Annotated in this window: 16 protein-coding genes and 2 pseudogenes; 7 read left to right on the plus strand and 11 right to left on the minus strand. The window is 74.1% G+C overall.

The window, feature by feature from the left end:
• The first annotated feature begins 69 nt into the window (after positions 1 to 69).
• From AB0L56_RS26315 to AB0L56_RS26325, 3 genes are all read left to right on the plus strand, one after another.
• Entirely contained in the window at positions 70 to 1,239 is a 1,170-nt protein-coding gene (locus AB0L56_RS26315) for a histidine kinase (protein WP_365427204.1), read from the plus strand.
• Between the two features lie 14 nt (positions 1,240 to 1,253).
• Positions 1,254 to 1,916, plus strand: coding sequence for a response regulator transcription factor (locus AB0L56_RS26320; RefSeq protein WP_361024018.1), 663 nt, complete (start codon positions 1,254 to 1,256; stop codon positions 1,914 to 1,916).
• A gap of 106 nt (positions 1,917 to 2,022) precedes the next feature.
• Complete coding sequence (locus AB0L56_RS26325) at positions 2,023 to 3,180, plus strand: ROK family protein (protein ID WP_365427207.1); 1,158 nt, start codon at positions 2,023 to 2,025, stop codon at positions 3,178 to 3,180.
• 33 nt (positions 3,181 to 3,213) lie between these two features.
• Here the strand turns inward: AB0L56_RS26325 and AB0L56_RS26330 are convergent, their stop codons facing one another.
• Both AB0L56_RS26330 and AB0L56_RS26335 read right to left on the minus strand, forming a co-directional pair.
• On the minus strand, positions 3,214 to 3,975 hold the full coding sequence (locus AB0L56_RS26330) for a GntR family transcriptional regulator (protein ID WP_361024023.1): 762 nt from the start codon (positions 3,973 to 3,975) through the stop codon (positions 3,214 to 3,216).
• 171 nt (positions 3,976 to 4,146) lie between these two features.
• Entirely contained in the window at positions 4,147 to 5,028 is an 882-nt protein-coding gene (locus AB0L56_RS26335) for an RNA polymerase sigma-70 factor (RefSeq protein ID WP_365427211.1), read from the minus strand.
• 148 nt (positions 5,029 to 5,176) lie between these two features.
• Here AB0L56_RS26335 and AB0L56_RS26340 point away from each other — a divergent pair, with 148 nt between their 5' ends.
• Together AB0L56_RS26340 and AB0L56_RS26345 are read left to right on the plus strand one after the other, a co-directional pair.
• Positions 5,177 to 6,016, plus strand: coding sequence for an alpha/beta fold hydrolase (locus AB0L56_RS26340; RefSeq protein ID WP_365427214.1), 840 nt, complete (start codon positions 5,177 to 5,179; stop codon positions 6,014 to 6,016).
• Positions 6,017 to 6,221: 205 nt separating this feature from the next.
• Positions 6,222 to 7,502, plus strand: coding sequence for a GNAT family N-acetyltransferase (locus AB0L56_RS26345; protein ID WP_365427217.1), 1,281 nt, complete (start codon positions 6,222 to 6,224; stop codon positions 7,500 to 7,502).
• Between the two features lie 70 nt (positions 7,503 to 7,572).
• Here AB0L56_RS26345 and AB0L56_RS26350 read toward each other — a convergent pair whose 3' ends face one another.
• Positions 7,573 to 8,748, minus strand: a complete 1,176-nt coding sequence (locus AB0L56_RS26350) for a PLP-dependent transferase (RefSeq protein WP_365427220.1) — start codon at positions 8,746 to 8,748, stop codon at positions 7,573 to 7,575.
• A gap of 72 nt (positions 8,749 to 8,820) precedes the next feature.
• Here AB0L56_RS26350 and AB0L56_RS26355 point away from each other — a divergent pair, with 72 nt between their 5' ends.
• Entirely contained in the window at positions 8,821 to 9,312 is a 492-nt protein-coding gene (locus AB0L56_RS26355; RefSeq protein ID WP_190163655.1) for an Lrp/AsnC family transcriptional regulator, read from the plus strand.
• 32 nt (positions 9,313 to 9,344) lie between these two features.
• Positions 9,345 to 11,033, plus strand: a complete 1,689-nt coding sequence (locus tag AB0L56_RS26360; RefSeq protein WP_361024036.1) for a DUF885 domain-containing protein — start codon at positions 9,345 to 9,347, stop codon at positions 11,031 to 11,033.
• A gap of 6 nt (positions 11,034 to 11,039) precedes the next feature.
• Here AB0L56_RS26360 and AB0L56_RS26365 read toward each other — a convergent pair.
• From AB0L56_RS26365 to AB0L56_RS26400, 8 genes and pseudogenes are all read right to left on the minus strand, one after another.
• Positions 11,040 to 11,180: pseudogene (locus AB0L56_RS26365) on the minus strand (3-ketoacyl-ACP reductase); the annotation flags it as partial.
• A gap of 19 nt (positions 11,181 to 11,199) precedes the next feature.
• Positions 11,200 to 11,712, minus strand: a complete 513-nt coding sequence (locus AB0L56_RS26370) for an immunity 21 family protein (protein ID WP_361024039.1) — start codon at positions 11,710 to 11,712, stop codon at positions 11,200 to 11,202.
• 44 nt (positions 11,713 to 11,756) lie between these two features.
• A pseudogene (locus AB0L56_RS26375) lies at positions 11,757 to 12,026 on the minus strand (rhodanese-like domain-containing protein); the annotation flags it as partial.
• 47 nt (positions 12,027 to 12,073) lie between these two features.
• On the minus strand, positions 12,074 to 15,067 hold the full coding sequence (locus AB0L56_RS26380) for an SMC family ATPase (protein ID WP_365427225.1): 2,994 nt from the start codon (positions 15,065 to 15,067) through the stop codon (positions 12,074 to 12,076).
• On the minus strand, positions 15,064 to 16,227 hold the full coding sequence (locus AB0L56_RS26385) for an exonuclease SbcCD subunit D (RefSeq protein WP_365427228.1): 1,164 nt from the start codon (positions 16,225 to 16,227) through the stop codon (positions 15,064 to 15,066). Before AB0L56_RS26385 ends, AB0L56_RS26380 begins: the two co-directional genes overlap by 4 nt.
• Positions 16,228 to 16,339: 112 nt before the next feature.
• A complete protein-coding gene (locus AB0L56_RS26390) occupies positions 16,340 to 16,966 on the minus strand; it encodes a YigZ family protein (RefSeq protein WP_365427231.1) in 627 nt (208 codons plus the stop codon).
• Between the two features lie 41 nt (positions 16,967 to 17,007).
• Complete coding sequence (locus AB0L56_RS26395) at positions 17,008 to 17,550, minus strand: histidine phosphatase family protein (protein WP_365427234.1); 543 nt, start codon at positions 17,548 to 17,550, stop codon at positions 17,008 to 17,010.
• Positions 17,547 to 18,272, minus strand: coding sequence for a hypothetical protein (locus tag AB0L56_RS26400; protein ID WP_361024054.1), 726 nt, complete (start codon positions 18,270 to 18,272; stop codon positions 17,547 to 17,549). Before AB0L56_RS26400 ends, AB0L56_RS26395 begins: the two co-directional genes overlap by 4 nt.
• Positions 18,273 to 18,326: the final 54 nt, after the last annotated feature.

The raw sequence follows: 18,326 nt of genomic DNA on the forward strand, positions 1-18,326 counted from the left end.
CCGGCGGTGGAGAGCGTCTCCCCCGTGCGGGGGAGGACCGCCGTCGGTGGCCTCCGGCACGATGACGGCATGGTCGGCTTGCTGCGCCCGTTGGGTCGGACGGTGACATACACACGACTGCTGCATCTGTTCATCGCGATGGTGTGGCCGTCGATGTGGTTGTTCATTCAGGAGGCGTGGTGGACCTGGGTGGCGGCGGCGCTGCTGCTCGTGCCCGCCGGGCTGGTGCCGGCGATGCGCACCGTGGAGGGGTTGCAGGCCAGGCTGTTGCTGACCGGTCAGCGGCCGGACGGTGAGAGCACCGGCATCGTGGTCGCGCCGTCCGCCTCCTGGACCGACCGGGGCAGGCTCGTCGTATGGCTTCAGGCGCGGCTGCTGATCGGCTGCGTGACCTCCGTGATCATCGTGCAACTGCTGGTGGCCGTGGTGGACTTGGCGGCGGCGCCGTTCCGCGGGGACACGGCCTCCGGCGCGTTGCACCTGCTCGAGGGCCATCGCTGGTGGCACGTCCTGCTGCTCCCTCCGGCGCTGGCGGCCATGGCGGTGACCGTGGTCGTGCCGGGCCGGCTGATCACGGCACTGGCGCACCGTCTGCTCGGTCCCTCCCCCGCCGAGCGGCTGGCCGCGCTGGAGGAGCGGACCGAGCAGCTCCTGGAACGCACGCGCATCGCCCGGGAACTCCACGACTCCATCGGACACGCGCTGACCCTGGCCGTCGTGCAGGCGGGTGCCGCCCGCGCGGCGGGCGATCCCGCCTTCACCGACCGGGCTTTGGACGCCATCGAGGAGACCGGCCGGGCCGCGCTGGAGGACCTGGAGCGGGTCCTCGGCGTGCTGCGCGAGTCCGGCCGTCCGGCCGCCGCCCGGCCGACCCTCGCGGACGCCGGCCGGCTGCTGGAGTCCGCGCGGACCTCCGGCGCGAAGGTCGACGCCGATGTGACCGGGCCCCTGGACACCGTGCCCGGGCCGGTGTCCCGCGAGGGGTACCGGATCCTCCAGGAGGCCCTCACCAATGTGCTGCGGCACGCGGGTGCCGTCCCCGTGCGGGTCCGTGTCGCGGTCGGCGACGGCTGGCTGGACCTGGAGGTCCGCAATCCGCTCACCGGGGTGACCTCCGAGTCCGGCCGGGGCAGCGGTCTGCGCGGCATGCGCGAGCGCGCGGCGCTGCTGGGCGGGGAGGCGCACACCGGTCCCGCGGGGGGCGACTGGCAGGTGCGGGTGGAGCTGCCGTTGCGCTGATCTACGCTGGCCGGATGCCGGTCACCGTTCTGCTCGTCGACGACGAACCTCTCGTACGCGCCGGTCTGCGGGCCGTGTTGGAGGCGCAGCCCGACATCGGGGTGGTCGGGGAGGCAGCCGACGGTGCGGCGGTGATTCCGCTGGTGCGGCAACTGCGGCCGGACGTGGTCGCCATGGACGTACGCATGCCGCTGCTGGACGGGATCGAGGCCACGCGCGCGCTGCTGCGGGCGATCGAGGCGCCGCCGAAGATCCTCGTGGTGACGACGTTCGAGAACGACGAGTACGTGTACGGGGCACTGCGCGCGGGCGCGGACGGGTTTCTGCTGAAGCGCGCCCGGCCCGCGGAGATCGTGCACGCGGTGCGGCTGGTCGCCGAGGGCGAGTCGCTGCTGTTTCCCGCCTCGGTGCGACGGCTCGCGGCCGAGTACGGCGACGACGGCGGCAACCGCGCCGCGCGGGCGGTGCTGGAGCGGGCGCGGCTGACCGAGCGCGAGCAGGAGGTGCTGCGTCTGATGGCGCGGGGCCTGGCCAACGCGGAGATCGCCGCACGGCTCGTGGTGGGGACGGAGACCGTGAAGAGCCATGTGAGCGCCGTCCTGACGAAGCTGGGGGTGCGCGATCGGACCCAGGCGGTGATCACGGCCTACGAGTCGGGCTTCGTGGCGCCGGGATGACCTGGCTTCGCCCGGTGTGCCTGGGGGCGCGCCGGCCGGAGGTCGCCGGGGTTGTCGGCGCCGAGTACGATCCGGCCAACACGCGTGCGAGCGGGGAGGGCGGACGGTGCGTCGGCTGAGCGGCGGGGATCCCTCGCTGTTGCGAAGGATCAACTCCGCGGTGGTGCTGCACGCGTTGCGGGCCACGGACTGCGCGACGCTGACCGAGGTCACCCGGGTCACCGGGTTGTCCCGGCCGACCGTCGAGGGCGTCGTCGAGGGGCTCATGGAGGCGGGTCTCGTCGTGGAGGCGGCGGCGGAGGAGGGTGCCGCCCGGCGGCAGGGGCGGCCGGCGCGTCGGTTCCGGTTCCGGGCCGAGGCGGGGCATCTGCTCGGCCTGGAGATCGGCGTGCACCGGGTGGCCGCGCTGCTGGCCGATCTGGACGGCCGGGTGATCGGCGCGGAGGCGAGCCATGTCGACGAGACGGTCGACGCCGACGAGCGGCTGGAGAGGGTCGGCACGGCCGTCGCGGAGCTGCTGCACCGGGCCGGTGTGCCGCGCGGCTCCCTGCGGGCCGTCGGCGTGGGCACCCCGGGGATCGTCGAGGCGGACGGCACGGTGGCGCTGGGTACGGCGCTGCCCGGCTGGACGGGGCTGGGGCTCGGCGAGCGGCTGGGCCGGTCCTTCAAGTGTCCGGTGCTGGTGGAGAACGACGCGAACGCCGCGGTCGTCGCCGAGCACTGGAAGGGCGCCGCGCGGGAGACCGACGACGTGGTGTTCGTGCTGGCCGGGCTGAGCCCGGGCGCCGGATCGCTGATCGGCGGACGGCTGCACCGGGGGTACGGCGGGGCGGCCGGTGAGATCGGGGCGCTGCATCTGCTGGGCCGGGAGGCGACCCCGGAGACGCTGCTGTCCACCACGGACCAGCCGCTGCACCCGCTGGACGAGCAGGCGGTCACGGAGGTCTTCGCCCAGGCCCGGAAGGGCGATCAGCGGGCGCTCGCGGCCATGGACCGTTTCATCCACCGGCTGGTCCACGACGTGGCGGCGCTGGTGCTGGCCCTCGACCCGGAGCTGGTCGTGATCGGCGGCTGGGCGGCCGGCCTGGACGACGTGCTGGAGCCGCTGCGCGGGGAGCTGGCCCGCTACTGCCTGCGTCCGCCGAAGGTCGCCCTGTCCCTGCTGGGCGAGGCGGCGGTCGCCACGGGCGCGGTGCGGCTCGCGCTCGACCACGTGGAAGAGCAACTGTTCGCGGTGGAGGGCACGGTGACCGCACGCCGTTGACGCCCGCGCGGCGGCCCGGGCGTCCGACGTCCGTCAGGATGCGTGGCGTTCCGGGCCGTGGTGGATCTGCACATCGCCGGAGTCGCCGAACGTCAGCCGGCAGGTGTCCGCGCGGTACGTGGCCACGGAGAGCGCCGCGGTGCGTCCGCGGGCGATGAAGCGCGTGGTGACGACCAGGACGGGCGCGCCCGGCAGACGGTCCAGTTCCCGGGCGTCGTCCGCGCGGGCGGAACCGAGCTCGACGGCGTTCTCCTGCCGTTCCAGCTCCAGTCGCTGCAGTTCACGCAGCACCGCACGCGCGCGTGCCGCCCCGGAGGGCGCGTCGATGCCGGACAGGTCGGGGACCGACTCCGCCGGGATGTACAGCAGTTCCGCGGCCACGGGCTGGCCGTGGGTGACACGGGAGCGGCGCACGACGTGCACGGGCTCGTCGCGGCCGGTGGCCAGGGTCTCGGCGACGGCGGAGGGCGGTACCTCCAGGGCGCAGTCGAGCGGCTGCCAGGCGTCGAGCGGCCCGCCCGGCCAGGCGTGCCGCTCCGAGCCGACGGAGACGCCCATGCGCGGCGGGGCGACGGTGGTGCCGACCCCGCGACGGCGCTGCAGCCGGCCTTCCAGCTCGAGCTGTTCCAGGGCCTGACGGAGCGTGGCGCGGGCGACACCGAAGCGGGCGGCGAGATCGCGCTCGTTGGGCAGGATCTCACCCACCGAGAACTCCGAGTCCAGTGCCTCGCTCAGCACGGTCTTGAGGTGCCAGTACTTCGGTTCCGGCACCGTTTCCAGCTGCGTGGTCCCCACCCTGTCCTCCACGATCGCCGAGTACGGTCGCGTTTTAGCGCCCTTGTTTATTAAAGGTTGTTTCACTTGTCTGCGACCATAAGGCGGCCCTCACCCTTGGTCAATACCAATCGGCGCCACGGCGGGGCCGCCGTCATGGCATGACGGGGGCCGCTGGGCGGGAACCGGCTCCTACGGCACGAGTGCGCGGAGCTTGTCGGGGTTGCGGACGACGTACACCGTCTGGACGCGCTCTTCGGCGATGTCGAGCTGGAGGACGGTGTCGGGCCTGCCGCCCGACAGGACGAGCACCGCGGGACCGCCGTTGAGCTCCAGGAAGCGGACGGCGGGGTCCTGAATCCCCTTGCCGGCCACGCCGATGAGGAAGCGCCCCACGTGGTCGGCGCTCTCCAGGACTCGCAGCGGGGCGCGGGACTTGCCGCCGCTGTCGCCGACGAGGCGTACGTCCGGCGCGAGCAGTTCCATCAGCTGCGCCAGGTCGCCGCCGGCCGCCGCGGCCAGGAAACGCTCCGTGAGGTCGCGCCGCCGGGCGGGATCGACGTCGTAGCGCGGGCGCCGCTCCTTGATGTGCTTGCGGGCGCGTCCGGCGAGCCGGCGTACGGCCGGTTCGCCGCGGTCGAGCATGGCCGCGATGTCGGCGTACGGATAACCGAAGGCCTCCCGCAGGACGAACACCGCGCGTTCCAGCGGCGACAGGGACTCCATCACGACGAGGACGGCGAGGGAGACGGAGTCGGCGAGCACGGCCCGCTCGGCGGTGTCCGGGGCGGTGCCGCCGAAGTCGGTGACGTACGGCTCGGGCAGCCACGGGCCGACGTAGGTCTCGCCGCGTGCCTTGATCTGGCGCAGCCGGTCGATGGAGAGGCGGGTGGTGACGCGCACCAGATAGCCGCGGGGCTCGCGTACCGCGGACCGGTCGCCGCCCGACCAGCGCAGCCACGCCTCCTGGACGACGTCCTCCGCGTCGGCCACCCGGCCCAGCATGCGGTAGGCGACCCCCTGGAGAACGGGACGGTGCTCTTCGAAGACGCCGGTCAGGGTGTCGGTGGTCACGCCACCATCCCAACCGACGCGCGCGGCCGTGTCCAGGCGGCGCCGGAATGCCCCGAGCGGGGGCTACCCGTGGGTAGCAATTGCTGACAAGCTGTCTACGGCGCCGGGCGGCGTCCTTTTCCGCGAGTCCCAGACGAGGAGCAGCCTCATGTCCGCGACCGTCTTCTTCAAGGTCACCTCTCCCCTCGGCCCGCAGACCGTGACCCTGTCCTACGCGCGCGTGGGCCGGGGCGAACCGCTGCTCCTGCTGCACGGCATCGGCCATCACCGCCAGGCCTGGGACCCGGTGGTGGACATCCTCGCGACCGAGCGCGAGGTGATCGCCGTGGACCTGCCCGGATTCGGCGCCTCCCCCGCGCTGCCCGACGGCCTCGCCCACGACCTGCCCACCATGAACGCCGCGCTCGGCGCGCTGTGCGAGGCGCTGGAGCTGGAACGGCCGCACGTGGCGGGCAACTCGCTCGGCGGTCTGCTGGCCCTGGAGCTCGGCCGCGAGCGACTCGTCCGGTCCGTCACCGCCCTGTCTCCGGCGGGCTTCTGGACCCAGAACGAACGGCGGTACGCCTTCGCCGTGCTGTCCGGCATGCGGCGGATCGCCGAGCGGATGCCGCCGCCGCTGGTCGAGCACCTCGCCCGTTCCGCGGCCGGCCGTTGGGCGCTGACCAGCACCATCTACGCCCGCCCCGGGCGGCGTTCGCCGGAGGCCGTGGTCGCCGAGACGCTCGCGCTCGCCGGAGCCACCGGCTTCGCCGAGACCCTCCGCGCGGGCATCACCGTACAGTTCACCGAGGACGTGCCCGGCATCCCGGTGACCGTCGCCTGGGGTGCCCGGGACCGGCTGCTGTTCCCCCGTCAGGGTGTCCGCGCCAAGCGGATCATTCCCAGGGCGCGGCTGGTCCGGCTGCCCGGCTGCGGTCATGTCCCGATGAACGACGACCCGGCACTGGTCGCCCGCGTCATCCTGGACGGCAGCCGCGCCACGGGCTGACGCCAGTGCGTCGAACGTCTCGGCGACAGCGGTGAGCTGACGGTGCGGATGCGGGAGCGGGACGGCTCCGTGCTGTTCCCCAAGACGCTGCCGCCCGGGCCTCTTCGGCCAGTAACGCAGCGATTCGGACAGAAGTACGCCGCCTTTACTCATCAGTCACCGTGCGTTCGTGATCGCGCAACACGATTCCTTCACAGTGGGCTGTATGAGTCGAGACATGTCCGAAGTGATGTACGCCCGACACGGAGGCCTCGCGCGCCGCCGGTGGCACCCGACCGGACTCCCCGCGCGGTGCACGGCGGCCTTCCACTCGTGGTGGACACGACGCCACGGCCACGCACCGCCGGCGCACCATACCGGCGACGCCCCGCCGCCCTCCGCCACGGCCGGGGAGCGCGTGCTGTGGCGGATGCGCACGACGGTCAAGGACGAGCCGGGCTCGCTGGCCGCGCTGTGCACGGTGCTGGCCGAGCGAGGGGTCGACATCCTGAGCCTGCAGACGCACCCGCTGGGCGAGGACACCGTCGACGAGTTCCTGCTGCGCGCACCGGCGGGAACGGACCTCTCCGCAGCGGTGTCGCTCGCCGGGGGCCGGGACACCTGGACCGAGCGGGCCGACGCCCACGATCTGGTGGACCCTCCGACCCGGGTGCTGGGACTGGCCACCCGTACCGCCACGGACTCCGCCGAACTTCCGCTGGCCCTGCGTCAGTTACTCGGGCGGTGCACCATCCGCTCCCACCCCTCCGCGCCGGCCGGGACGGTCCCGGCGGAGGGCTCGCTGGAGGGCACCGTGATCCGGCTGCGTGCCCCCGGGGGCGGGGTGCTCACCGTCGAACGGCCGTATCTGCCGTTCACCCCCACCGAGTTCGCGCGGGCCCGCGCGCTGGTGGAACTCGACACCCGGCTGGGACCGCGCATGCCGCGCGGCCGTGACGTGCTCACCCTGCCGGAGGGCCGTGACATCTCCGTGCGCCGGGCGGACAGCGGCGATCTGGCCGCCGCGCGGGCGATGCACGAGCGGTGCTCCACCGAGACCCTGCGCAGGCGTTACCACGGGCCGGTCGGCGACGCGAACCGCTACCTCAACCACCTGCTGAGCCCGCGCTTCGGGCGGACACTGGTCGCGCAGACCGATGCGGGCCGCGTCGTCGCCCTCGGTCATCTGATGTGGGACGGAGACGAGACCGAGGTCGCGCTGATCGTGGAGGACACCTGGCAGCGCCGGGGCATCGGCGCACGGCTCCTCGCCCGGCTGGTGTCGATGGCGGCCGAGGCGGGCTGCTCGCAGGTGTACGCCGTGACACAGGCGTCCAACACCGGCATGGTCGCCGCGATGCGCGGCCTGGGCCTTCCTCTCGAATACCAGATCGAGGAGGGCACCCTGGTCGTCACGGCCCGCCTGGACGCCGTGCCGGCGCGCGGGGTGCGGGAGTTCGGGGAGCCCGTCGGCGGGTTCCGTGCACCGCGACCGGGGACGTCATGAGGTCAAAGCGTCGGGCGACAACGGCCCGGCGGGGATCGCCGAACCGTTGCCGTGGGTGCGGTGCGGGGCCTCAGCTCTGAGCCAGCGTCTCCTGCCGGGCGGGCGTGCCGGTCCGCTCCCCCAGGGCCGCGTCCAGGTCGGCCCACAGGTCCTCGACGTCCTCCAGGCCGACCGAGAGCCGCAGCAGCCGGTCGCTGACCCCGGCGTCCCTGCGGTCGTCGGCGTCCACGATGCGGTGGCTGATGGACGCCGGGTGCTGGATGAGGGAATCCACGCTGCCAAGGCTCACCGCCGGGGTGATCAGCCGTACCCCGGCGATCACCTCGTGCGGGTCGCCCTGCACCTCGAACGAGACCATCGCCCCGCCGATGCTCGGGTAGTGCACCCGGGTCACGCGCGGGTCTGCGGCGAGCCGGGCGGCGAGTTCCGCGGCGCTCGCGGACGCGGCCCGTACCCGCACCGGGAGGGTCGACAGGCCCCGCAGCAGCAGGTAGCCGGCCAGCGGATGCAGCACGCCGCCGGTGGCGAACCGTACCTGGCGCAGCTGCCCGGCGATCTCCTCGTCGCAGGCCACCACGCCCGCCAGGACGTCACCGTGACCGCCGAGGTACTTGGTGGCGCTGTGCAGCACCAGCCGGGCCCCGTGCTCGGCCGGGCGCTGCAGCACCGGAGTGGCGAAGGTGTTGTCGACCATCAGCGGCACGGAGCCGCAGGCGTGGGCGACGGCCCGCAGGTCGATCTCGGCGAGCGTGGGGTTGGCCGGGGACTCGACCAGCACCAGGCCGGTGTCCGGGCGCAGCGCGTCGGCGATGCCGGCCGGGTCGGTCCAGGTCACCTCGGAGCCGAGCAGCCCGGCGGTCAGCAGATGGTCGCTGCATCCGTACAGCGGTCGTACGGCGACGACGTGCCGCAGCCCCATCGAGCCGCGCACCAGGAGCACGGCGCTGAGCGCGGCCATGCCGCTGGCGAACGCGACCGCCGACTCGGTGCCCTCCAGCCGCGCGAGGGCCGTCTCGAACCGGGCGACGGTGGGGTTGCCGAGCCGCCCGTAGACGGGCGGGCCGTCCGGTTCGGCGCCGGTGGTGGCGAAGGCGTCGATGCGGGCGGCCTCCGCGCGGCTGTCGTACGAGGGGTAGGTGGTGGACAGGTCGATCGGCGGGGCGTGCAGTCCGAGTCCGGCGAGGTCGTCCCGGCCGGCGTGCACGGCCTCGGTGGCGAGTGCTCTGGTGGTGCGTAGCGTGTCCATGCCCAGGTCCATGTACGGAAGGGTGAACACCGGCCGGGGCGCGAGCGCGGATTCCCGTGTTACGTTCGGCCCGTGGCCGAATCTGTCGTACTGGATCCGGTGGACCTTCATCTGCTGCGGCTGTTGCAGAACGACGCCCGGGCGACGTATCGGGATCTTGCCGCGCAGGTCGGGGTCGCACCGTCCACCTGTCTGGACCGGGTGACCCGTCTGCGCCGCTCGGGCGTGATCCTCGGGCACCGGCTGAAGCTGGACCCGGCCAAACTGGGCCGAGGTCTGCAGGCGCTGCTTTCGGTGCAGGTCAGACCGCACCGCCGGGAGCTGGTCGGGCCGTTCGTGGAACGGATCCGGGCGCTGCCGGAGTCGCTGACCGTGTTCCATCTGACCGGCCCCGACGACTATCTGGTGCATGTGGCGGTCGCGGACATGACGGATCTGCAGCGGCTGGTGCTCGACGAGTTCACCTCCCGGCGCGAGGTGGCGCGGGTGGAGACGCGGCTGATCTTCCAGCAGTGGGACTGCGGGCCGATACTGCCGGCTTCGCCCTCGGCTCAATCCGGGTGACGCGCGGCGGGCCGCGTACCAGGATGGTCCGCATGTCACAGACCAACAGTGCGCTTCCCCGTCAGGTCGCCGACGCCTACGTCGACGAGCTCATCGCCCTCGATCCGGTCACCGGAACCTACCTCGGCGTCAAGGAGAGTTCCTCTCGGCTGCCCGATCTCTCGCCCGCCGGCCAGGAGGCCCTCGCCGAGCTGAACCGGGCCACGCTCGCGCGGCTCGACGAGGCCGAGCGGCTGCCCGGCGCGGACAGCGACGTCGAGCGCCGCTGCGCGCGCCTGCTGCGTGAGCGGCTCACCGCGGAGCTGGCCGTGCACGAGGCCGACGAGGGGCTGCGCTCGGTGGGCAATCTGGGCACGGTCGCGCACTCGGTGCGGGAGGTGTTCACCGTGACGCCGGCCGAGACGGAGGAGGACTGGGCGGCGATCGCCCAGCGGCTGCGCGCAGTCCCCGCCGCACTGGCGGGCTACCGGGAGTCCCTCGAGCTGGGCCTGGAGCGCAAGCTGTACGCGGCTCCGCGGCCGACGGAGACGTTCATCGGCCAGCTGAGCGAGTGGGCGGACACGGGCGAGGGGCGCGGCTGGTTCGAGGAGTTCGCGGCCGCGGGCCCACAGGCACTGCGCGCGGAGCTGGACGAGGGCGCCCGCATGGCGACCGCGGCCGTGGTGGAGCTGCGGGACTGGATGCGCGACGTGTACGCGCCGGCCATCGAGGGCGCGCCGAACACCGTGGGCCGGGAGCGCTACGCCCGCTGGTCCCGCTACTACAACGGCACCGACCTGGACCTGGACGAGGCGTACGCGTACGGCTGGTCCGAGTACCACCGGCTGCTCGGCGAGATGAAGGAGGAGGGCGAGAGGATCCTTCCGGGCGCCGCCACCCCGTGGGTGGCGCTGGCGTACCTGGACGAGCACGGCCGGCACATCGAGGGCGTCGACGAGGTCCGCGAGTGGCTCCAGGGCCTGATGGACCGGGCGATCGAGGCCCTGGACGGCACCCACTTCGACCTCGCCGAGCGGGTGCGGAGGGTGGAGGCGCGGATCGCCCCGGCCGGCAGCGCGGCGGCGCCGTACTACACGCCGCCGTCGGAGGACTTCTCCCGGCCGGGCTGCACCTGGCTGCCCACCATGGGACTGACCCGCTTCCCCGTCTACGACCTGGTCTCCACCTGGTACCACGAGGGCGTCCCCGGCCATCACCTCCAGCTGGCGCAGTGGGTGCACGTGGCCGAGAACCTCTCCCGCTACCAGGCGTCGGTGGGCGGGGTCAGCGCCAACGCCGAGGGCTGGGCGCTGTACGCGGAGCGGCTGATGGACGAGCTCGGGTTCCTCGCGGACGCGGAGGAGCGGCTCGGCTATCTGGACGCGCAGATGATGCGGGCGGCCCGGGTGATCGTCGACATCGGCATGCACCTGGAGCTGGAGATCCCGGCGGACTCGCCGTTCCACCCGGGCGAGCGCTGGACCCCCGAGCTCGCCGAGGAGTTCTTCGGGGCGCACAGCAGCCGCCCGGCGGACTTCGTGGAGAGCGAGATGACCCGGTATCTGACCATCCCGGGCCAGGCGATCGGCTACAAGCTCGGTGAGCGGGCGTGGCTGCTGGGCCGGGAGAACGCACGCAAGCGCCACGGCGACGCCTTCGACCTCAAGGCCTGGCACATGGCCGCGCTCTCCCAGGGATCGCTGGGTCTGGACGACCTGGTGGACGAACTGTCGGCCCTGTGAGCCGGGTCAGCGCCGGAAACGGCCCTCGGAGCCGATGACCTGTCCGGTGATCCAGCTCGCCTCGTCCATGGCCGGCCAGGCGATGAGGCGGGCGGGGTCGTCGGGCATGCCCCAGCGGCCGGCGGGGAAGCACGCGGGCGCGACCGCCCTGACGGCGGGCCGCCGGTCAGGGCAACGGTCGGAACTGCACCAGGACCAGCCAGGTTTCCGGGCCCGGCTGCACCGCGGCCGCGCGGACCGCGTAGCTGCCGGGGGCGAGCGTGAGGCGTGCATGGTCGGTGCCCGTGGAGTGCGATCCCGGCCAGGCCGCGTCGAACAGCAGGACGGTGCCCGGCACCTTCCACCGCACCTCGGTCTGCCACCGCGCGGTGTGCAGCGCCGCCGGGACGCTCGCGAGCAGCTCCGCCTCCGAGTCCCCGGCGACCCACCGGACGAGGGTGCTGTGGTCGGGGAGGAAGGCGGTGGCGGCGGGCTCGTCGCCGAGGACCAGGGCCGCGGCGTCGCCGACCGGGAGGAGCCCGACGAGCCCGTCCACCTCGCAGGCCCGGTCGTAGTCCGAGGCCGTCTCCTCACCGTCGGCACCCGTCCAGAACGGCAGTACGGTCTCCGGCACCGCGATGAGCGGTCCTCCGCCCGACTCCACCCACTGCACCGTGCCCGGCTCCGCGTATCGCACCATGGCGCAGAACCTATCGGGTCGTCCGGACTACCGGACGCGGGGGTTCAGCATGTGGAGTCGTCGGCCGCCGCGGGTGCGGTCAGCGGGTCGGCGGCGCGGTGTCCGCGTCCGCGCCAGGTTTCGAACTGCAGTCCCTCGCCCACCCAGTACTCGATCCGCCGAGCATCTCCTTGACCTGATGGCCGAGTTGGGCGAGGGCGAGGGCAGGTGCACCACGCCGGGGACGTGGCCCTGGTCCCGTGCGTCGGTGGAGCGGCAGTCCACCAGGACGAACCGGGGTCGCCGCCGGCCGCGAGCGCGGCGGCCACGTCAGTGTGCTCCTCGCCGTTGCCGCGCCGTCCGCTGGGACGGTGAGCCGCTGCTAGCGCGTTCCGCGCTGTCGCAGTTCCGAACCGGAGCGGCCCTTCACGACCTCGAGCTGGACGTGTATCCGCCGCCGCAGATCGGCGACATGGCTGACGATGCCCACACTGCGGTCGCGCTCGCGCAGGGAGTCCAGGACGTCCAGGACCTCGTCGAGCGTCTGGTCGTCCAGGCTGCCGAAACCCTCGTCGATGAAGAGGGTGTCCAGCCGCACCCCGCCGGCCTCGTCGGTGACGACGTCCGCCAGGCCCAGCGCGAGGGCGAGCGAGGCGAAGAAGGTCTCGCCGCCCGAAAGGGTCGCGGTGTCCCGCTCGCGTCCGGTCCAGGCGTCGACGACGTGCAGCCCGAGTCCGCTGCGGCCGCGGCCGGTGCGGTCGTCGGAGTGCACGAGGGTGTAGCGCCCGGACGACATGCGGTGCAGCCGTGCGGTCGCGGCGGCGGCGACCTGTTCGAGGCGGGCGGCGAGGACGTACGACTCAAGCCGCATCCGGCGTTCGTTGTCCGCGGAGGTGCCGGCGGCGAGACCGGCCATACGGGCCACCCGGTCGTACTCCTCGCGCAGCGGCCCCAGCCGGCGTACCGAGGCGGTGGCCCGCGCGGACAGCCGGTCCAGCTCGGCGCAGCGCCGGGCGGCGGCGTCATGGGCGGAGGCCGCTTCGCGCACCCTGCGCTCGGCTTCCGCGGCGGTGCGCTGCGCGGCGGCGAGGTCGGCGGGCGGCTGTTGCGCGGCGGCCGCGGTCTCCGGCTCGGCGAGGACGGCCCGGACGGCCGCCTCCTCGTGCTGCCAGGCGTCGAGGCGCCGTTGCAGTGCGCGATGGGAGGCGTCGTCGAGGAGGGCGCCCGCGGCGGCCTGCGGGGTGTCGAAACCCGCGCGGAAGGCGGCGTCGGACAGCCGGGCGTCGGTCTCCTTGAGCCGCTGGGCCGCGGTCTCGGCGGCGCGCACGGCGTCGGCGGCGTCCGTGAGCCGCGCGACGCTCTGCTCCAGCTGCTCGGCGCGGGCGGCCACGCTGCCGGCCTCCCCGCGCGCCTGGGCCAACTCTTCCTCCAGCGCGGCGCGTTCCCGGTCCAGCCGCTCACGGTGACCCACGCGGGACGCGGCCCGGACGGCCGCCTCGCGCTGGGCGGCGATCCGCAGTTCGTGCTCGCGCTCCGCGGCGCGCAGTTGTTCCTGCGCGGAGTGCTGCCCGGAGGCGGCGTCCCGTGCCTGTGCGTACTGCTGCTCCAGTTCGTCGACCGCGCGGGAGAGTTGTTCGGTGGGGGTGTCCCCGGCCTCCGCGCTCGCGGCGGCCAGCGCCTCGCGTATCCCGCCGAGCCGCCGCTCGGCCGCCGCGCGGGCGTCGTCGGCGCTCTGGTAGTCGGCGAGGGCGCGTTCCTCCGTCTCGCGGTCGACGTGTCCGTCGACCTTGCGGGCGGGGGCGGGGTGTTCGGTGGCGCCGCAGACGGCGCAGGGTTCGCCGTCGGTGAGGCCCGCGGCCAGTTCGGCGGCGATGCCGTTCAGCCGCTGTTCCTTGAGGTCGAGCCAGTGCTGCCGGGCGGTGAGCGCGCGCTCCCGCGCGGTGCGGGCCCGCTCGGCGGCCGTGTGGGTGTCCACGGTGAGCCGGTCGCGCGTCCGCGCGGCGTTCAGCCGCTGCCGCGCGGGCTCGCGCTGCACGGCGAGTTCCCCGGCCCGGGTCGCGGCCTGCTGCGCGGACTCGATGCGGGTCAGCAGCCGGGTCCGGGTCTCCTCCCAGCCGGCGAGCCAGCTCTCCGCCTCCTCCCGGACCTCCTCGTCGGCGCGTTCCTGGCGGTCCAGGCCGGCCCGCTCGCCGAAAAGTTCCGCCAGTCGCCGCTCGGCGCGGCGGGCCGACTCGAGACCGCCCAGTTCCTCGGCGGCCCTGCGGGCGGCGACGGCGAGTTCGGCCGCTCCCGCGTCCGCCGACGACGCCGGGAGCAGGGCCCGCGCCCGCTGCTCGGCATCGGCCGCCCGCCGGTGCTCTGCCTCGGCGGAGTCCCGCAGTTCCAGGGCGGGGGCGACGGTTTCCGCCTTCCGGCCCCGCTCCATGCGGGCCTGGTCCTCCCGGTGGGCCGCGGAGGTCTCCTCGAGCCGCGCCGCCCGCTCCCGTGCCTCGGCGAACCGCCGCTGCAGCCGGTCGCGTTCGCGTACGTCCTCCAGGTCCCGGTCGGCATCCCGCAGGGCGGACTCCGCGGCGGCGAGGCGGCACTGGGCGACGGTGAGCTGTTCCCGCGCGGTGCTGCGGGCGACGGCGGCCGCGCCCAGCACCGCCTCGGCCAGTCCCGGCTCGCCGGGTTCCAGCGCGGGCAGTTCCATGGTGCCGCCGGCGGCCTGCTGCATCCGGTGCGCGTCGGCCAGCAGGCCGGTGTCGCCCTCGCGCACCCGGGACTCGGTGACCCGCCGGCGCTCCGCGAGGCGCTTCTCCACGTCGGCGAAGCGGCGCGTGTCGAAGAGACGGCCGAGCAGCTTGCCGCGTGCCTCGGCGTCGGCGCGCAGGAAGCGGGCGAAGTCACCCTGGGGCAGCAGCACGACCTGGCAGAACTGCTCCCGGCTCATGCCGAGGAGCTGGGTGATCTCCTCGCCGATCTCCTGGTGCGAGCGGCTGAGGTCCTTCCAGACCCCCGAGACGGCGTCGCGTTCGCGCAGCCAGGTCTGGGCCTTGTCCTGGGTGGTGCCGGTGCCGCGCTTCTTGGGCCGTTCCCAGGGCGGTTGCCGGGTGATCTCGAGCCGGCGTCCGGCGACGGTGAGCTCGAGGGTGACCTCGGTGCGGGTGGCCGGGGCGGCGTGGTCGCTGCGCAGTGCCATGCCCTGGCCGCTCTGCCGGGCTCCGGGCACGGAGCCGTACAGGGCGTAGCAGACGGCGTCCAGCACGGAGGTCTTGCCGGCGCCGGTGGGGCCGTGCAGCAGGAAGAGCCCCGCGGCGGACAGTTCGTCGAAGTCGACGCTCTGGGTGCTTCCGAAGGGCCCGAAGGCGGTGAGGTCCAGCCGGTGGAGCCTCATCGCGCCACCTCGCGCTCCGCGTCGTCCGCGCGGACCGCGTCGAAGGCGTCGCGGAGCACGGTTCGTTCGTGTGGGTCGGGGCCGGTGCCGCGCACGTGGGCCACGAAGTCCTCGGCGATCTGCTGGTCGTCGCGGCCGGCGAGGCGGCGGGCGTAGGAGACCTCGGGGTCGTCGGCGGTGCGGGCCGGATCGAAGACGAGGCTGAGGGTGTGCGGGAAGCGCTCCGTGAGCCGGGCCATGGGGTCGGCCGGGCGGACGGGGTCGGTGAGGGTCGCCTCGACCCACGCGTCCTCGTGCCGTGCCAGGGCGGGGTCGGCGAGCAGGTCCTCCAGGGTGCCGCGGAGCCGGGCCAGCGCGCGGGGCACGGGGCAGTCCACGCGCTCGGCGGTCACGGCCCCGTCCGCGGCCAGGTCGACGAGCCACATGGTCTTGCGGTGGCCGGCCTCGGAGAAGGAGTACGGCAGCGGGGAGCCGGAGTAGCGGACCCGGTCGGTGAGGGTCTGGCAGCCGTGCAGATGGCCGAGTGCCACGTAGTCGACGCCGTCGAACACCCCGGCGGGGACGGCGGCCACCCCGCCGACGCCGATGTCCCGCTCGCTGTCGCTGGGTTGGCCGCCGGTGACGAAGGCGTGGGCGAGGACGACGGAGCGGGTGCCGGGCGGGCGTCCGGCGAGATCGGCGCGGACGCGGTCCATGGCGGCGGCGAGCACCGTCTCGTGGCCGGCCTTCTCCACCGCGAACTCGTGCCGCACCAGGGCGGGTTCGAGATAGGGAAGCCCGTAGAAGGCGACGTCCCCGTGCCCGTCGGACAGCACCACCGGCGTGCCGCACGCGGCCGGTTCGGTCCGCAGATGGATGCCCGCCCGCCCCATGAGTCCGGCGCCGACGCCCAGGCGGCGGGCCGAGTCATGGTTCCCGGAGATCATCACCGTGGGCACGCCAAGGTCGGCGAGACGGTGCAGGGCGTCGTCGAACAACTCGACCGCGGCGAGCGGCGGCACCGCGCGGTCGTACACGTCTCCCGACACGACCACCACGTCCACATCGCGCTCACGCACGGTGGTGACGAGGTGGCCGATGAACTCGGCCTGGGCACCGAGCATGCCGACCCGGTGGAAGGACCGGCCGAGGTGCCAGTCGGAAGTGTGCAGCAGTCTCATGATCCCCGCAGCGTAACCGGCGGGTCTGACAGCACGGGCGGTTACTCCCGTATCGCTCCGTCATGACCCGGTGCGGGTTCGCCTGTTATGCGGTGAAAGGCCTTCAAACCGGTCAGACGTCCCCGTACGCCTCCCCGCCGAGCTCGAATCCGGCCGTCCCCGCGGTGGCGTCGGCGAGCCAGGCGCGGAAGGCGGGGACGTCGGCGTCCGGGAGGCCGATCCGGAGGGTGACCTCCTCGCCGTAGTGCACCTCGCGCACGTCGCGTCCGGTGGCCCGCAGGTCGTTCTCGACCTTGCCGGCCCGCTGGTGGTCGACGGTCACGGTGGCCAGCCGGAAGCGGCGCCGGGTGCGGGTGCCGATCGTGTCCAGGGCCTCGCCGACGGCGCCGCCGTACGCGCGGATGAGACCGCCGGCGCCGAGCTTGACGCCGCCGTAGTAGCGCGTGACGACGGCGACGACGTAGCGCACGTCGCGGCGCAGCAGCATCTGGAGCATGGGGACGCCGGCGGTGCCGCCGGGTTCGCCGTCGTCACTGGCCTTCTGGGTGGAGGCATCGGCGCCGATGACATAGGCCCAGCAGTTGTGGGTGGCGTCGGCGTGCTCCTTGCGGACGGCCGCGATGAAGTCCTGCGCCTCCTGCTCGGTGGCCGCCGGGGCGAGGGCGCACAGGAAGCGGGAGCGGTTGATCTCGGTCTCGTGCACACCCGCGCGCGCGACGGTGCGGTACTCGTCCTGCATCCGGCCAGCCTATGCGCCGCCACCCGGAGGGGACGCCGCGGCTACCGCTTGCCGCCGCGGGGCACGGTCAGCGACGTGAGCAGGGCGCTGCCGGGGGCGAGGTCCCGCCACCGGGTGCCGCGCCAGGAGAGCACCGCGACCGCGGAGGTCGGGAACTTCGCGCGGACGCGGTCCAGGGTGTCGTCCAGTCCCTCACCGGCAAGTGCCAGGACGAGGTCCTCGAGCCCCGGGTTGTGGCCGACCAGGAGCAGCGTCTCGACCTCGGCCGGCACCTCGTGGATCACGGCCAGCAATTCGGGAACGCCGGCGTGGTACAGGCGCGGGTCGTGACGGACCGGCGGTGGCGTGCCCCACTGTGCGGCGGCCAGTTCCCAGGTCCGGCGGGCGCGTAGCGCGGTGGAGCACAGGGCGAGGCCGGGCAGACAGCCGGAGTCGGCGAGCACCCGTCCGGCAGCGGGCGCGTCGCGCGCGCCGCGCGGGGCGAGGGGGCGTTCGTGGTCGGTGACGCCCTCCGGGCGGGCGGACTTGGCGTGGCGCAGGACGACCAGGCGGCGCAGGGGTTCCGGGTCGGTGCGCTGGGTCATGCCGGTGAGCCCAGGTCGCGGGTGAGGTCGAGACCGAGCAGGCGGTCGGCGTAGGCGAAGGTCTCGAAGCGGGCGCCGTCCGGGAGGTCCGGGTCGGTCTCCACCGCGCGGAGCACACGCAGCACGCCGGCCGTGTCCAGGTCGTCCTCCCAGGCGGTGCGCAGCCCCGCGCGCACCGGGTCCGGGACGGGGCGCGAGGGCCGGGAGGCCCAGTCGGCGACCGCGCGGCGCCAGCGGCCGAGAGTGTCGCGGGCCTCGTCCAGGGCGGCCGTGCCGACCGTGACGGGTGCGCGTCTGGGGTGCGCGAGCAGGGTCAGGCGCAGCACGGCGGGGTCGGTCGCGTCCGGTGGGCCGGGCGCCTCCCAGTGCACGGGTGCGACGGCCAGGCACGGCCCTTCGGGGGTTTCGGTGCCCTCGCCCGCCACGTGCAGCACCTGCGCCTCGCCCAGGCCGGTGCCGGCGTCCCGGCCGTCCTCGAAGGGACGGGCACCGAGGGCCTCGCCCGCGGCGCGGAGCTCCGCGCGCTGCCGCTCGCCGGTGAGCAGCGCCCACACGGGCGTGCCGCCGAGTTCCAGGGCGCGTACGAGCAGGTCGGCGACGAGCAGCACCCGCAGGTTCGCCGGGTCGAACCCCTGGGTGTGGGCCTCGACCCGGGTGAGCCCCCGCCGCGCGGGGGCTGCGTCCACGGGCTCGCCGGTTCGGGCGTCGGTGATGCGCAGCACGAGGCGAGCGTAGGCGTGCGAGCGGGCGTACGCAGATATTCGGCCCGCTTTTCG

The organism is Streptomyces sp. NPDC052079, from assembly GCF_040680275.1.
In the GTDB taxonomy this organism is placed as follows: Bacteria; Actinomycetota; Actinomycetes; order Streptomycetales; family Streptomycetaceae; genus Streptomyces.

Excerpts from the sequence above, each read along its gene's own strand:
- AB0L56_RS26315 (WP_365427204.1), top strand. The coding sequence starts at position 70 with ATGGTCGGCTTGCTGCGCCCGTTGGGTCGGACGGTGACATACACACGA.
- AB0L56_RS26320 (WP_361024018.1), top strand. The coding sequence starts at position 1,254 with ATGCCGGTCACCGTTCTGCTCGTCGACGACGAACCTCTCGTACGCGCC.
- AB0L56_RS26340 (WP_365427214.1), top strand. The coding sequence starts at position 5,177 with ATGTCCGCGACCGTCTTCTTCAAGGTCACCTCTCCCCTCGGCCCGCAG.
- AB0L56_RS26345 (WP_365427217.1), top strand. The coding sequence starts at position 6,222 with ATGAGTCGAGACATGTCCGAAGTGATGTACGCCCGACACGGAGGCCTC.
- AB0L56_RS26350 (WP_365427220.1), bottom strand. The coding sequence starts at position 8,748 with ATGGACACGCTACGCACCACCAGAGCACTCGCCACCGAGGCCGTGCAC.
- AB0L56_RS26360 (WP_361024036.1), top strand. The coding sequence starts at position 9,345 with ATGTCACAGACCAACAGTGCGCTTCCCCGTCAGGTCGCCGACGCCTAC.
- AB0L56_RS26370 (WP_361024039.1), bottom strand. The coding sequence starts at position 11,712 with ATGGTGCGATACGCGGAGCCGGGCACGGTGCAGTGGGTGGAGTCGGGC.
- AB0L56_RS26380 (WP_365427225.1), bottom strand. The coding sequence starts at position 15,067 with ATGAGGCTCCACCGGCTGGACCTCACCGCCTTCGGGCCCTTCGGAAGC.
- AB0L56_RS26385 (WP_365427228.1), bottom strand. The coding sequence starts at position 16,227 with ATGAGACTGCTGCACACTTCCGACTGGCACCTCGGCCGGTCCTTCCAC.
- AB0L56_RS26390 (WP_365427231.1), bottom strand. The coding sequence starts at position 16,966 with ATGCAGGACGAGTACCGCACCGTCGCGCGCGCGGGTGTGCACGAGACC.
- AB0L56_RS26395 (WP_365427234.1), bottom strand. The coding sequence starts at position 17,550 with ATGACCCAGCGCACCGACCCGGAACCCCTGCGCCGCCTGGTCGTCCTG.